This window comes from Nocardia sp. NRRL S-836 (genome assembly GCF_001279525.1).
Classification (GTDB): Bacteria; Actinomycetota; Actinomycetes; order Mycobacteriales; family Pseudonocardiaceae; genus Lentzea.
Genome location: NZ_LGDY01000058.1, coordinates 230,971 through 244,888, shown reverse-complemented (window position 1 = coordinate 244,888; position 13,918 = coordinate 230,971). Strand labels below are relative to the sequence as shown.

Genomic DNA, 13,918 nt, shown 5'->3' with positions numbered 1-13,918 from the left:
ACGCCGACAGCACAGCGACACTCGACGCGCACATCACCGGCCCGGACGGGACGCGGACCACCCAGGCCTCGTTCACCGTCGCGCCCACGTGGCTGACGACCACCCAGGGGACCGCGGTGCGGGGCTCCTTCCCGGTGCAGTTCCTGACCACGCAGGGCTACTACGACCTGCACGTGGACCACCTGGCGAAGCCAACGGATCATGGTTACCCCCTCTTGTCCTCTGCGAGCGAATGTTGTGCCGACGACGGTGCCCGGCAGACCCTGCGGCAACCTTGCGGGAACCCTTGAAACCCCACCTCAGGCCGGAGCGCGCAAGAAGCCGGGGGAGCGGAGTCGGGGACTTCGGATCCTCGACGGCGAACCGGAATCGCTGCGCTGGCCGGCTGGAACATCGACCACCACGCACAACATGATCTACCACGGGGCACGTGCCGTTGCAGTAGTAGAAGCGTCTCCTGTGGTGCTGACCTAACCTCACGCGGGTGAGCGATGCGTGGCAGGAGTTCCGCCGTGAGGTGTTCGGAGATCCGTACCTGGTGTGGCACGACGGTGCCGACGTCGGCGTGCTGGTCGCCGAGCACGAGCGTGGACCGGAGCGGGCGGAACGGATGCTGCGTGCCGGTGTCGGCGAACACGACCACGTCGCGGTTGAGTCGCTGGGTGCTCTGGCACGCTCCGGCCGTGCGCCGTCGGACGCGGCCGCGTTGCTGCGGTCCGCTCTTCCGTCCGCGGACGGCGTGTTCCGCGTGCGGACCGCGCAGGTGCTGTGCGAGTTGACCGGCGACGACGAGTACACGTCCGAGGTGGCCGCGGTGCTCGAAGGGGTCGGGCATTGGGGAGACCGGATCGACGCGGCCCTGGCGCTGCCCCGGCTGCCGATGACCCCGCGGTCGCTGGCGGCGTTGCACCGCGGAGTGCTCGACGAGGAGTCGTTGGTGCGCCAGCACAGTGCGAACGGCCTGCTCGGGCTGGCCGGGTGGAAGGCGGACATCGCCCAGCATAAGAGGTTCGCCCAGGTCACCGGCGAGGATCCGGCCGGGTGGCGTGCCGTGGCCGACGGCCTGCTGGGCGCGTTCGCCAAGCGGGCCGCCAGGGTCCACGGGGACAAGGCGAGCTTCGCCATCGAACTGGGTGCCGCCGACTACCTCGTGCCGCACCACCGAGTCGCGCGGGCGTACCTGGACGGCACCCGGCTGCCCGGCCCGGACCGGTCACACGTGCACGCGCTGCGCAACATCGGCGTGCACACCACCCATCCCGACCGCCCGGCCAGTTACCAGAACCTGCGCCCTGCGCTCGAACAGCTGGGCTTCGCCGATCTGCCCGAGTCGGTCGCGCTCGACGAGGACGCGACCGCGGCCACATTGGCTGCCGTGGCTGCGGCGCTCGACTTCGACATTGACGTTTCTCGTTGGTGCGCAACGGATCTGCTGATCGGTGACCGCACGCGCATCGCGTTCGAGGTCGGATCGGCCGACCCGGACTCGCCCCGGCTGCGCACCTGCACGTTGTGGCTGGACGGCAGAATCGCCACGCCGTTCGACAACACGGCGTATGTGCCGCAGTTCGCGCACTCGCTGCGCACGGACGCCGCCCGCTACCGAAGGGGGAGGTCGCCGGACTTCGCGGACTGGGGTCCCACCACCGACGACCTCAGCGCGGACCTGCAGCCCGACGGCACGCTCCGGTACCGGCTGCACTCGCGGATCGACGGCGTCGGCGACCGCGAAGGCGTGGTGCGGCTGGACCTTGACGAGATCATCGCCGTTCTGGAGGAGACCGCCGACGCGCTCGGTGAGCGGTCAGTCGAGGCCGGGTGAGGGCAGGTTCAACACGATGGTCGGCGCGTCTGGCGGATCGCCTTGTCGGCGCCCCCTACCTGCACGGCAGGGGATCGGTACTGCAGGGATGCATTCGAGACATCGCACCCTGGGGCCACCAGCGGTGCGCGTTCTCGATCGTGTCGTTCGTGCGCTCGGCGAAGTCGTGCGGGCGTCGACCGCACGCGCTGGACCGGGGTGGGTCCTCAGGCCAGGGCCCGGCCTGCCCACCAGTTCCCGGGCGAGTCGGGGTCCGTGCTCGTCCAGTAGTCCACGCACGCCCGGACGAACTCCTCCGCCGTCAGCAACCCGTCGCTGTCGAGGTCGAGGTGGTCGAACGCCTCCGCTGACTCCTCCTCGGTCAGGTCCGGGAAGTGCCCTTGCTGGAAGGTCCGGAACTCGGCCGGGCTGACGTTGCCGTCCGCGTCGGTGTCGGCGATCGCCAGGAAGGCCTTGGCGAGCGCTCCCACGGTGGCGGAGGCGGCCTGCGGGTCGTCGGCGAGGCTGCCGGTGGAGGTGAGGAACTGCTCGCGGCTGATGGCCTGGCTGCCGTCGGGGAGGTGGGGTGCGTGCAGGTCGCGCCAGATGTCCACGTAGGCGTCGATGATGCGCTGCTCCTCTGCCGAGCCGGAGGCGTGGCCCAGGGCTTTGGCGGTGCGGCGGCCCATCAGGACGTGGTCCTGCTCGGTCAACAGGCCGTCGCCGTCCACGTCCAGCTGGGCGAAGCCGTGGTTGATCTTGGCTTTGAGCAGGTCGGTGAGAGGCACTGCTTCCTCCGGACGGTGTGGTGGGTACCTGGGCCTGCTCACAACATCGGAGGGCCGGGCGCGGTTGCGTAGCTCCGATCGGGTTGGGTCACCACACCGCCGGGTGGAAGCGGAGGGTGAGCGAACCGAAGGGATCGGTGGCCAGACCCACCGATCCGACCTGGGCGAAGTGCCGCCGTTCACGCCGCTGCACTGGCCGCCCTGTTGCTGCCCCGCTGCACCGGCCGACTTCCTTTCCACGGCTGGAGAAGGCCGGAAGCTGCCAGTGGCGTCCGGTTCCGGTGGTCGGCGCCGAAACTGGCCCGCATGCGTGAACTCATCTCGGCAGTGACCGTTGCTCTCGTGGCGGCCGGGTGTTCGGCGGCCGGACCGGACTCGGCCCCGGCCGCACCACCGCCGCCTCCGCCCACCCGGCAGCTGGTCGAGTGGGCGACCGTGGTGTGCTCGCACGAGAAGGCGCTGGAAGACGTCGTGAAACCGGCGGACTCCAGTCCCTCCTCGTACGTGCGGTCGGTGGTCAGCAGCGTCGACGACGCGACGAAGGCGCTCAAGAGGGTGAAGCCGTCGAAGATCGCTGCGGCGGACGAGCACGTCGCCGGGCTGGTCAAGGCGCTTGAAGGTGTCCGGCCACAGCTGCCGGCCGCGGATGACAACTCACTGATGACCTTGCCGGAAGCCGACGCACAGGCGAAGAAGAAGCAGGTCGCGGAGCTGGTCTCCGGCCTCGGTCCGGTGCGGCGGCAGCTCACCGGTGTCGCCGAGAACACGCCCGAGCTGCTCACCTCGTACAACCTGACGCCCGCCTGCGAACCCGTTCGCACCGTGAAGTTGCCGGACCCCGCGCCGACGCGGGAACTCGTGACGTGGGCGGACCGGATGTGCGCCACCGTCACCTCGATCACCGGGCTGAGCACCGACACCGCCGACATCGTGGACGACGATCCCCGGTTCGCCTCGTACGAACTGGAGGACTACCTCAGGACGACGAGCTCGGCGATCAGCGGTGGTGCCGCGAAGATCGCCGAGCTGACGTCGACCGGTGTCAAGGAGGCGGACACCTTCCGCGACACGCTGCTGACCGCGCTGCGGGAAGAGGCGGGGAAGCTGCCGAAGGACCACCGCGGCCTTGCCGACCCCGAGCAGCTCGCCGGCTTGCCGGACCAGGTCGCGCTGGCCAAGGCCGCTGCCGCCGCGGTCAAGCCGAAGGCCGAGGGGCTGGCCGCCGCCGTGGGGCACGGCCCCGCGCTCGCCGCGTCCCACGAGCTCGCGCCGTCGTGCTCCCCGCGCGACGGAGCGGCGGAACCGAAGCAGCCCCTGGCCGCGCGCAACGGTACTGATCTCGCCGCCTGCAAAGCCGGAGCCTGCCAGGTGCTGATCACCGGCAGGACCGACATCACCGTGGGCGACCTGACGGTCACGACATCGATCCGCGGCGGCAGACTGATGCTCGCCACCTCCTTCAGCCGGATGTCGATCAGCCAGGGCGGTACGGGGAAGATCGGTACCGCGGACGGGCGCGGCACCGTGTTCGTGCTGTCCGACGTGGAGGGCACGACGGGAGTGCTCGACATCAGCACCGAGTAGGAACCTCTCCGCTGCGCCTGGCCGGGATCGTGCAGGCGAACCGCGCGATGGTGCGCTGGCAGCAACCGGCCAGAGCGCGGAAACCCGGGAGACGCGGCCCTAACTTCAGAGCATGCCGATCAGCCAGGACAGGGGCCGCGCAGCCGAGGCGAGGCTGCGTGAGATCGCAGGGCCGGACCTCTACCGACGCAACCCGTTCCGCGTCATCGGACTGGCGACCGATGCCAAGCCCGCCAGGGTGCGTGCGCAACGACACCTCCTGCTCGGTGCGTTCGACCTCGGCGCGGTTCCCGGCGATCGCAGGCTTCCGCTGCCGCAACCACCGTCCACACAGGACGTCCGGCAGGCGTTCGACGCGGTGGAGCGGCCCGAGCAACGGCTGGTGGACGAGTTGTTCTGGTGGTGGGGCGATCCTGACGGGTGCGGATGTCCGCGAGAGGTGCACGAGCTGCACGACAGCGCGGTGGAGGCGCACGCGAAAGCACTCGACACGGTGACGGACGACGATCTGTGGGTCGACGCGGCGGACGGGTGGATGGACGCCTTGGACCATCCGCGGTTCTGGGACCACGTGCGGCATCGGATCGGGGCACTGGCCGATCGCAGGATGGACGAGTCCACCGTCGGGAGCCTGCGTGAGGCGTTGCCCAGGGCGTTGCTCGCGCCGCAGGTCGCACTCGCGCCGGCCCGGCCGGAGCTGGCGCGCCTGCTCAGCAGCTGGGACGTGCCCCGGTCGCTCATCGATGACGGGCACCGGATGGCCGCCGAGCCGACCTCCGGCCGCATCGACGCACTGATCAACGAGGTGGTCGCGTTGCTGGACAGCGGTTCCGGGCCCGCCGCGGCCACGAAGGCGGAGGGGCTGCCGGCGCTGGCGAACCTGCTCGAGTCGCTGGCACCGCACGCGCAGCACCGGTGGTCGGCCCGGCAGCGCAACCGGACCGCCGTGGTGCTGAACAACTGCGCGCTCGCGCTGGGCAAGATCGACCAGCGCCGGTCACGTGCGTTGCTGCGACAGGCGCTCGGGTTCGCGGTCGAGGACCGCGACCGGGACACGATCGAGCGCAACATGGCGAGCCGGTCGGCCTCCAGCTGGGAAGCGGACGTGGTCGAGCAGCTGCGCGCGGGCAACAGGGCCGAGGCGCTGCGCAGGCTGCGGCTCCTGCGGCAGAAACAGCTGAGCCCCTTGGAGCTGGCCGAGGTCGAGGCGATGCTGCACCAGCTGACGACTTCCGCGCTTCGCCCTGCCCTGTGGCCGTCGAACCTGATGTTGTGCGCTCTGTTCGTCGCGGCGGTGGTGGTCTGCGTCAGCGGGTTGTTGGGCTGGCCGACGTGGGTGGCAGCGATCGCGACGGCGGCGCTCTCCTGGATGCCGTTCACCGTCATCGGCGCGGGCTGGTACCGGTCGCTGATCGGAGGAACCGCGTCGGCCGTGATCGGCTTCGCCGGGTTCGCCCTCGGCTGGAACGTGGTCGAGAACCTGCCGCCGGAGGCCCTGGAGCCGTTCCTGTGGAGTGGCGGGGTCTTCGTGCTGGCGTCGCCGTTCGCCCACGCGGTGGCGGTGGCCGGGAAGGAGTTGTGATGATCGGGCGGGGACAGCGCAGGTACCACCGGCAGTTCCGGATCGCCGCTCCGCGGTGGCCGGATCCGTTCTCGCTCAGCGCGTTGGTCGAGCAGTCCACAACGGACACCGGACCGCCGCTGGACGACAAGGACCTCGCGGAGGCGGCGACGAACCTCTGGCGTGCCCGGCGCCGGCTGGGCCGCCTGGCCGAGGAGGACGGGCGGGAGGCCAAACGCGTGGGGCGCTACCTGCAGGCGACGCAGCGGGCGCTCGACGAGGCCGGGTTGACGATCCAGGACCACGACGGCACCGACTTCCACCCCGGCCTGTCGCTGGAGGTGCTGCTGACGCAGCCGGACCCGGAACTGAGCCGGGAGGTCGTGCGGGAAACCGTGCGCCCGACCGTCTACCTGGCGGGCAAGCGCATTCAGATGGGGCAGGTCATCGTCGGCTGTCCCGGCGACACCAAGGGGGAACCAGATGCGTGACACCATCGACTTCGGCATCGACCTGGGCACCACGAACAGCGCGATGGCCGTCGTGCGCGACGGAGCGGTGTCCGTGGTCAAGAACAACGAGGGCTGGGACTACACCCCGTCCGCCGTGTGGATTCCCAAGGCGGGCGTGCTCCAGGTCGGCCACCGCGCCCGCGGCAAGATCGGCGACGATGTCGGCAACGCGCACGGCGAGTTCAAGCAGGAGATGGGCCTCGACGGCGCGATCCGGATGTTCCGGAAAGCCGGCGTCGCGCTGACGCCCCAGCAGCTCTCCGCCGAGGTCCTGAAGTCGTTGCGCGCGGACGCGGCCAGGAGGTTCGGCGAGGCACCGCAGGCCGCGGTGATCACCGTGCCCGCCGCGTTCCGGTTGCACCAGAACAACGCGACGAGCGAGGCCGCCGAGCTCGCCGGGTTCGGCAACTGCCCCCTGGTGCAGGAACCGACCGCGGCCGCGTTCGCGTTCGGGTTCGGGTTCCAGAACGAGAGCACCGACGCGTGCTGGATGGTGTTCGACTTCGGGGGCGGCACGTTCGACTCGGCTGTGGTCAGCACGCACGACGGCGAGCTGCGGGTGCTCGACCACGCCGGCGATCCGCACCTGGGAGGCAAGCTGATCGACTGGGCGATCGTGGAACGCCTGCTCGTTCCCGCTGCCGAGTCCTCGCTGGGCCTGCGTGACCTGCGCCGGGACAACCCGTTGTGGCAGCGGAACTTCATCATGCTCAAGGCCGCCGCCGAAGAGGCCAAGATCGAGCTGTCGCACTCGGAGACCGCCCAGGTGCTCGTCGACCTCGACACCGGGGGCGGCCACGTGGAGACCTTCGAGTGCACCCTGCGGCGCGACGACGCCGACCGCGTCGCCGAACCGTACTACCTGCGGGCGATCAACCTCTGCCGGGAGGCGCTGGCCAAGGCGGGACTGGGCAGTGCCGACGTCGACCGGCTGCTGCTCGTCGGCGGTCCCACGCTGGCACCAGGGTTGCGTGAACGACTCGCGGATCCCGGTGTGGGCCTGGGGATCGAGCTCGACCACAGCCAGGACCCGTCCACGGTGGTCGCGCGAGGTGCGGCGGTGTTCGCGAGCACCGTGCCGCTGGACCGTCCGAGGGCACGTCCTGCCGCCGGCGAGTTCACCGCCGACCTCCGGTACCCGCGCACCACCAGCCTGCGCACGGTGCCCGTGCAGGGCCGGTTCGAGAGCACCTGCCGGCAGGACTGGAGCCGTTTCCACGTCGTGCTCGACAACGGGGGCGGTACGCCGCCGTTCCGCACTCCGCAGGTCAGCCTGGACGGGCAGGGCACGTTCGTCACCGAGGTGCAGATCGACGAACGGGCGACGTCCGCCTTCAAGGTGCTGCTCGTCGACGGTGACGGCGTCCCGCGCAAGGTCACCCCGGCCACGGCGTCGATCACCCACGTGACGAACGAGCTCGGCGGCCAGGTGCTCACCAACTCGATCGGACTGTCCGAAGCGGACGGCACGTTCGCGCCGGTCCTGCACAAGGGCGCCCGGCTCCCGGCCGTCGCGGGCAGCACCTTCTACACGACGATCGCCCTGCACCGCACCGACTCCGACGCGGTCATCCGCATCCCGATCGTGGAGGGCGAGCGCGCGCGAGCCGGTCGCAACCTGCGCGTCGGCCTGATCGAGATCAGGCCGAAGGACGTCCGCGTCGACCTGCCCAGCGGCAGCGAGGTCGAGATCACCATCGAGGTCGACGACTCGCGCCGGGTCACCGTCGTCGCCGACGTGCCGCTGGTCGACGAGCAGTTCGAGGCCGAGATCGACCTGTCTCACGTGCAGCCGCCCGACGTGGCCGACCTGGAACGGGAACTGCGTGAGGTGAACGGCCGGCTCGCCCGGCTGGGGGAGAGTTCCGGAGCGTCCGCCCTGGCACGGCGCAAGCTCGACCGGCTCGAGAACGAGCAGCTCCTCAGCCTCGCCCGTGACGAGGTGCGTGCCGCCGCCACCGATCCCGGCAGCGCCGCCGCCGCAGACCAACGCCTGCGCGACGTCCAGGCCGTCCTCGACGAGGTGGAGGACGAGCAGGAGCTCCACGTCCTCCTCGACGAGCTCGACGACTCGATCGAGCACTGCAAGGAGCTGCTCGACCGCAAGGGCGCGGCCGACGACCTCCTGGAGCTGGCCGACATCGAACGCCGGGCCACCGACCTGCGCCGCAACCCTCAGCGCGACGCCGCCGAGGAGCTGATCGGCCGCGCCGCCCACCTCTCGACCAGCGTGATGAAGCGCGACGAGACATTCGACATCAGCCTCTTCCAGCACTTCCGCGAGAACCTGTCCGGGCTCTCCCAGCCGGTGCGCGGCCGTGCCCTGATCGCGGAGGGCAACGTCGCGATCGCCGAGCAGAACTGGCGCGCGCTCTCCGCGGTCAACCAGGAACTGGCCACGCTCTGGCCCACCGGCTCATCGGAGCGCATGCCGGGTGGCGTCCGCAGCCTCAACGGACGGCGCCGATGACCATCGACACCCGCGTGCGCGCATTCGACCGCGCCCGCGCCGCAGAGCTGGCACGGTCCGGGAACCACGCCGGAGCCGTCCGGCTCCTGGAAGAACTGGGTCAGGAGCACGACACCCTGGACCTGCTGGCCAGGGTGCACGCGCAACGCGGTGACCTGGCCGCTGCCCACGCGACGTGGAGCCGGGTGCTGGCGGACGATCCCGCGCACCCGTCCGCGCTGGCCGGAACCAGGCTGATCACCGAGATCACCGAGGGCAGCCGACGCGCCCGTCCACTGCCGGTGGCGGTTGTCGCCGGTGCCGCGGCAGTCGTGACCGCCGCGGCACTGGCCGCGCTGATCTCCTTGCCGCGACACGAAGAACCGCCGGTCGCCGCCCTACCGGCGCGGGTGACCACGCAGCCGGTGGCGCAGACCCCCACCGCCCCGGATCCCCGCCCTGCCCTGGTGGCCGAGCTGACCAACCCCGACGTCGTCCTGCAACCGCACGCCGACGGAGTCCGCGTCGTGTTCCGGCACGGGATGTTCCCGCCTGACAGCACCGAGCTCGGCCGCGAAGGACGGCGGCAGCTGGAGCAGTGGGGCCGGTTGTTGCGCGGCAGGAACGTGCGCGTGACCGTCTACGGCCACGGGGTCGTCGTGCCCGGTAGCCCCGCCACGGGTGGTTCGGCGACCGCCGTCGAACGGGCGGCGGCCGCGGTCGAGGTGCTCACGAGCGCGGGTGACCTGCCGGCGACCGCGTTCGTCGTGCGCTCGGCCGATCAGGCGGAGGCTCCGCACGTGGGCGCCGACCCGTCGCTGAACCGCACCGTCACCCTCGTGGTGACGCCGGGCTGACCCGTGCCGGCGCACGACAGTTCACGCCAGAAGCCGGCCGGTCCGCCGCTACGAGGCGCCGCACCGTGCGCGACCTCGCTGGGCAGTGCAGCTACGGATCGATCCGGTACCCCACCTCGGGCACCGTGTGGATCATCGGCGGCTGGTGCAGCTTGCGCCGGAGCTGGCCGATCAGCACCGGCAGCACGTTCGACCTGGGCGTGACCACCTCGTCCCACGCGTGAGCGATCAGCTCGTCGTGCGTCACGGGCTTTCCCTGCTGTGTCACCAGCAGTTCGAGCACGGCGAACTCCTTGGCGGTGAGCGTGAGCAGCACGCCGGCCCGCCGCACCTGGTGCCGTCCGAGGTCGATCTCCAGGTCACCGCACCGCAGCACCGCCGGACGTCCGGAGCTCACCCGCCTGCACAGGCTGCCGACCCTCGCCACCAGCTCGGCCATGGCGAAGGGCTTCACGAGGTAGTCGTCGCCGTGTTCGAGCCCGGCGACGCGGTCGGCCACGCCGTCACGCGCGGTGAGGAACAGGACCGGCACGGTCGAGCCGGCCGCCCGCTGTGCGCGCACGTAGGCCAGCGAGTCACCGGCCGGGAGCATGCGGTCGAAGACGGCGCAGTCGTAGGAGTTGACCCACAGCGCCTGGTCGGCGGCGGGCAGGTCGCCCACCGCGTCCACGGCGAAGCCCGCGCCGCGCAACGAACCGCTGAGCGCCAACCGGAGGTTCTCGTCGTCCTCGACCACCAAAACACGCACGAACACGCACAGTAGCGTGCCTACAAGCAGGACGTGACGTCTTCGACGAGCAGGCCGCGCAGTTCGTCGGTGTCGGGCATCCGGCCGAGGGCGCGCAGGCGTCGTGACTGGGCCTTGCGCATGCCCTCGAAGAGCTTGCGGGCCTCGCGGGCGTTGCCGAACGACGAACCGCCGCGGATGCGGGCGAAGTGGTCGAGCAGCACCGGGTGCGTGTCGGGGTGCAGGCGGTAGTCGCCGTCGGTCGCCATCCGGTCGATGATCAGCAACAACTCGTCGGCCTCGTAGTTCTCGAACTCGATGGTCTTCGCGAACCTGGACGCGAGACCCTGGTTGGCGGCCATGAAGCCGTCCATGTCCTCGGTGTAGCCGGCGACGATCACGGCCACCCCGTCGCGGTGGTCCTCCATCAGCTTGACCAGGGTGTCGATCGCTTCCTGGCCGAAGTCGCCGCCGTTGCCCGACGAACGGGACAGCGTGTAGGCCTCGTCGATGAACAGCACGCCGCCGAGGCACTCCTCGAACACCGTCGCCGTCTTCTCCGCGGTGTGACCGATGTACTGGCCGACCAGGTCGCGGCGCGACACCTCGCGGAACTGGCCCCTCGGCAGCACGCCGAGTGCCTTGAGCAGCTTGCCGTAGATGCGCGCGACCGTCGTCTTGCCGGTGCCCGGTGCGCCGGTGAAGACCAGGTGCTGGCTCACCGTGCCGACGGTGAGGCCCGCGCCGAGCCGCCACTTGTCGACCTGGATCTCGTCGACGACCGCGCGGACCTCCGCCTTCACCGCGGCCAGCCCGACCATGTTGTCGAGGTCGCTCAACAGGTCGTCGAGGTCGTCGCCGCCGGAGCGCACCGCGCGGACGGCCTCGGTGATCGTGGGGGCGGCGCCGTCGGCGAGTGCGATCGCGGGTTCGGCGGTGTTGGTCAGCCTGCACTCCAGCACGGAACCGGCGCAGTCCGCGCCGAAGGAGATGCCCGCGCCCTGCACGTCGTGGATCGTCGTGCGCCGGATGACCGGGCGGCTGTGGTTCGCGACGGCGATGCCGTCGTGCGCTGTGCCGGAGATGTCGCAGGCCTCGATCGTGGGGTGGGCGTACTGGTAGACGTACACGCCCCGCTGGCCGCAGCCGAGAATCGTGCAGTTGGCGATTTCGGGGTCCGCGCCGAGGCCGATCACGAGGCCGTCGCCCGCCACGTTCTCGATCCGCGTGCCGTCGATCCGGCCGGACGAGCCGTCCACCGTGATGCCCTGCGCCGCGCCCGAGACCTTGCACCGGCTGATGGCGAACCCCTGGCTGTCGCGCACGCTGATGGCCGGGCCGCGCCGGGTCGTGACCGTGCAGAGCTCCACGGTCAGCGCCACACCCGCGGCGACGATGCCCTCGGCGTCGGCCTGGATCCGGATTCCCTGCAGCGTCAGCGATCCGCCGCGCACCCGCAGTGCCGGCCAGTCCGCACCGGTGCCGTCGATGGTGACGTCGGCGCCGTCGTGCGCCCGCAGTGTCAGCCTGCGGTCCACCAGTTCGAACGTCTCCGCGTAGGTGCCGCCGGCCACCGAGATCACGCCGCCATCGGGCGCGTCACGGATCGCGTCGCCGATCGTCGGGTACGCGCCGTGGCGGTCCGGTACCACCTGCAGGACACGGGAGGTCGTCACGGTCATCAGCCCGTCCGTTCCATCAGCCAGCCGCGGTCAGCGGCCTTGACGCCTGCCTGGAAGCGGCTGCGCGCGCCGAGCCGGTTCATGATGTCGGAGACCATCCGGCGCACGGTCCGCACCGAGACGCCGAGGCGTGCGGCCGCCTTCTCGTCGGTGCTGCCCGAGGACAGCAGCGAGAGCAGCTCCCGTTCCCTCATCCCGAGCTCCGCGCTCACCGGCAGGTCGTAGGCGGCCAGCGGCACACCGCTCGTCCACACCCGCTCGAACAGCTCGACGGTCGTGGTGACCAGACTGGGCAGCCGGAACATCGCGACGCGCCCCGCCGACTGCTGCTCGGCGGGCAGCACGACCACCGTGCCGTCGATCACCATGGCGTCGGTGGGCACCTCGGTGACCGTGCGGACGTCGGCGCCCGCCAGCGAGAGCATCCCCAGCTGAGGGCCGAGCACCGGCGCCGTGCGTGCGTCGTCCGGCACCACGAGCCGGTAGCGCACCCCGCGGCGGAGGTTGTCGTGGTCGTGTCTGCGGACCACGCCGAGGGGGTGGTTGACCGCGGTGGTGAGGCTGCTCATCACCAGCACCTCGTGCTGGGCGGCGGCGAGCAGCGCGGTGATCCTGGTTTCGGCGGGCACGCGGCCGATGGGCAGCACCGGGGCGAGTGCGGTCCTGGAAGTGGTCATTGCGGAAAGCCTCCGATCGGAAGAGAAGCGGCCACCGCGGCCACCTGTGAGCCGTCGAGCCGGACCAGCCGGACGCCGTAGGAGGCGAGCGGCCGTGTGAGGTAGGAGGTGGCGGCCTCGACGGCGGACTCCGTCGGTGCCGCGAGCCGGAGCACGGCGGTCAGCGGTGGCACGCCGGGAGCGGACTGCGCCGCGATGGTCAGGGTGACCGCGATCCCCGCCGTTCGTGCGGCCAGCCCGGTGAGCAGGTTGTTCACCTCGTGCTCGGCGAGCCGCTCCCAGCCCGCGAGCCGGAAGCACGTGTGCGTGACCACGCCGGTGCGCCAGAAACCCCAGTCCTCGCGGACCTCGGTGCGTCCACCGGTCACGTGGCCGAGCGCGGCGACGGTGGCGAGCGCGGCTTCGGCGGGCATCGGCTCGGCAGGCACACCCGCCCGGTTCAGCGACCGGACCACACGCCGCACCGCGTTGCGCAGCACGGGTTCCAGCTCGGTGTCGGTGGGCGCATCGACCGTGCGCGACGCGTGCACGGTGAGCCAGAACCTCGCGGGCTGGTCGGACCGGGCGCCCGAGTGGAACACCAGCTGGATGCCGAGGTGGTGCGGTGTGCCGTCCGCGGCCGGGAGCAGCGACGTGGGCAACGGCGGCGGTGCCTGGGTGCGGCCGGTGGAGCGCGGCCGGACCAGTGCGGTCAGCCCGCCGGCGTGGCTGATCACCAGCGCCGTGCCCTGTCCGGTGTGGACGGTCACCGTGGTGGACCCCGGCAGGAGCAGGCCGAGCAGCGCGAGGGCTTTGCCGTCCTCCGGCAGGTTGTGCCGCCGGGTGCGCAGCAGGAACCCGGCGCTCGGCGCCAGCACCTGGTAGAGCCACCGGCCGCGGATCCGGAGCGCGGTGACGGCCAGCAGCGCGGCCGCGCCGACGCCGGCGCCGGCGGTGACCGGCCACGGCCGCCCGATCGACAACGCGACGGCGGTCACCGCGATCTGCCAGCAGACGACCTGGAGCGCGGTGATCCGGCGGACGACCGGGTTGCCGCGCCGCTCGGGTCGCCGCGCGGGTGCGGGCGGCCGGACGGCGTGCTGCTGAACGGGAGTCGGAGCGGTGGGTGGGCGAGGTGGTGGCGGGGCAGCGACGACGACCGGTGCGGGCGCCGGCCGTGGCACGACCGGGCCGGCCGTCGCGGCGGCGGACACGACCAGCTTCGGTGCGGCGGCCTGGTGGGCGTGCTGCTGGGCCGCCACAGCGGTGCCGGGTGCGTTCAACGCCTGGTGGTTGTGCAC

At 71.4% G+C, this 13,918-nt stretch carries 12 protein-coding genes; 7 read left to right on the top strand and 5 right to left on the bottom strand.

The genetic code is table 11. The features are described 5' to 3' along the window. On the top strand, nucleotides 1-290 hold a 290-nt coding region (locus ADL03_RS49455), incomplete at its 5' end, for a hypothetical protein (RefSeq protein ID WP_053732674.1). 194 nt (nucleotides 291-484) lie between these two features. Beyond that, nucleotides 485-1,822 carry a hypothetical protein gene (locus ADL03_RS07845; protein ID WP_053732673.1) on the top strand — a complete coding sequence of 446 codons (1,338 nt, stop codon included), beginning with the start codon at nucleotides 485-487 and terminating at the stop codon, nucleotides 1,820-1,822. 206 nt (nucleotides 1,823-2,028) lie between these two features. Here ADL03_RS07845 and ADL03_RS07840 read toward each other — a convergent pair whose 3' ends face one another. Then, the gene (locus ADL03_RS07840; RefSeq protein ID WP_053732672.1) at nucleotides 2,029-2,589 is read right to left on the bottom strand and encodes an EF-hand domain-containing protein; all 561 of its coding nucleotides are present in this window, start codon (nucleotides 2,587-2,589) and stop codon (nucleotides 2,029-2,031) included. Nucleotides 2,590-2,895: 306 nt separating this feature from the next. On the opposite strand from ADL03_RS07840, the gene ADL03_RS07835 reads away from it, so the two are divergent. From ADL03_RS07835 to ADL03_RS07815, 5 genes are all read left to right on the top strand, one after another. Beyond that, nucleotides 2,896-4,173 (top strand): hypothetical protein, encoded by a 1,278-nt coding sequence (locus ADL03_RS07835; protein ID WP_157528311.1) that lies wholly within the window; start codon nucleotides 2,896-2,898, stop codon nucleotides 4,171-4,173. A 112-nt stretch (nucleotides 4,174-4,285) separates the two neighbouring features. After that, entirely contained in the window at nucleotides 4,286-5,755 is a 1,470-nt protein-coding gene (locus ADL03_RS07830) for a hypothetical protein (protein ID WP_053732670.1), read from the top strand. Continuing rightward, entirely contained in the window at nucleotides 5,755-6,225 is a 471-nt protein-coding gene (locus ADL03_RS07825) for a hypothetical protein (protein ID WP_053732669.1), read from the top strand. Before ADL03_RS07830 ends, ADL03_RS07825 begins: the two co-directional genes overlap by 1 nt. Next, nucleotides 6,218-8,716, top strand: coding sequence for an Hsp70 family protein (locus ADL03_RS07820; protein ID WP_053732668.1), 2,499 nt, complete (start codon nucleotides 6,218-6,220; stop codon nucleotides 8,714-8,716). Before ADL03_RS07825 ends, ADL03_RS07820 begins: the two co-directional genes overlap by 8 nt. Then, nucleotides 8,713-9,552, top strand: a complete 840-nt coding sequence (locus ADL03_RS07815) for a hypothetical protein (RefSeq protein WP_053732667.1) — start codon at nucleotides 8,713-8,715, stop codon at nucleotides 9,550-9,552. The genes ADL03_RS07820 and ADL03_RS07815 overlap by 4 nt, the downstream gene beginning before the upstream one ends. Nucleotides 9,553-9,643: 91 nt before the next feature. Here the strand turns inward: ADL03_RS07815 and ADL03_RS07810 are convergent, their stop codons facing one another. Genes ADL03_RS07810 through ADL03_RS07795 form a run of 4 tightly spaced genes read right to left on the bottom strand, consistent with a single transcriptional unit; the run spans nucleotide 9,644 to nucleotide 13,918 of the window. Then, complete coding sequence (locus tag ADL03_RS07810; protein WP_053732703.1) at nucleotides 9,644-10,300, bottom strand: response regulator transcription factor; 657 nt, start codon at nucleotides 10,298-10,300, stop codon at nucleotides 9,644-9,646. Between the two features lie 20 nt (nucleotides 10,301-10,320). Further along, nucleotides 10,321-11,961: a right-handed parallel beta-helix repeat-containing protein gene (locus tag ADL03_RS07805; protein WP_053732666.1), complete on the bottom strand. Its 1,641-nt coding sequence runs from the start codon at nucleotides 11,959-11,961 to the stop codon at nucleotides 10,321-10,323. Continuing rightward, nucleotides 11,961-12,638: a LuxR C-terminal-related transcriptional regulator gene (locus ADL03_RS07800; RefSeq protein WP_082372961.1), complete on the bottom strand. Its 678-nt coding sequence runs from the start codon at nucleotides 12,636-12,638 to the stop codon at nucleotides 11,961-11,963. The genes ADL03_RS07805 and ADL03_RS07800 overlap by 1 nt, the downstream gene beginning before the upstream one ends. Beyond that, nucleotides 12,635-13,918 carry a type VII secretion protein EccE gene (locus ADL03_RS07795; RefSeq protein WP_053732664.1) on the bottom strand — a complete coding sequence of 428 codons (1,284 nt, stop codon included), beginning with the start codon at nucleotides 13,916-13,918 and terminating at the stop codon, nucleotides 12,635-12,637. The genes ADL03_RS07800 and ADL03_RS07795 overlap by 4 nt, the downstream gene beginning before the upstream one ends.

What these genes read in the sequence shown, in the direction of transcription:
- ADL03_RS07835 (WP_157528311.1), top strand. Translation starts at nt 2,896, where the DNA reads ATGCGTGAACTCATCTCGGCAGTGACCGTTGCTCTCGTGGCGGCCGGG.
- ADL03_RS07830 (WP_053732670.1), top strand. Translation starts at nt 4,286, where the DNA reads ATGCCGATCAGCCAGGACAGGGGCCGCGCAGCCGAGGCGAGGCTGCGT.
- ADL03_RS07825 (WP_053732669.1), top strand. Translation starts at nt 5,755, where the DNA reads ATGATCGGGCGGGGACAGCGCAGGTACCACCGGCAGTTCCGGATCGCC.
- ADL03_RS07820 (WP_053732668.1), top strand. Translation starts at nt 6,218, where the DNA reads ATGCGTGACACCATCGACTTCGGCATCGACCTGGGCACCACGAACAGC.
- ADL03_RS07815 (WP_053732667.1), top strand. Translation starts at nt 8,713, where the DNA reads ATGACCATCGACACCCGCGTGCGCGCATTCGACCGCGCCCGCGCCGCA.
- ADL03_RS07805 (WP_053732666.1), bottom strand. Translation starts at nt 11,961, where the DNA reads ATGACCGTGACGACCTCCCGTGTCCTGCAGGTGGTACCGGACCGCCAC.
- ADL03_RS07800 (WP_082372961.1), bottom strand. Translation starts at nt 12,638, where the DNA reads ATGACCACTTCCAGGACCGCACTCGCCCCGGTGCTGCCCATCGGCCGC.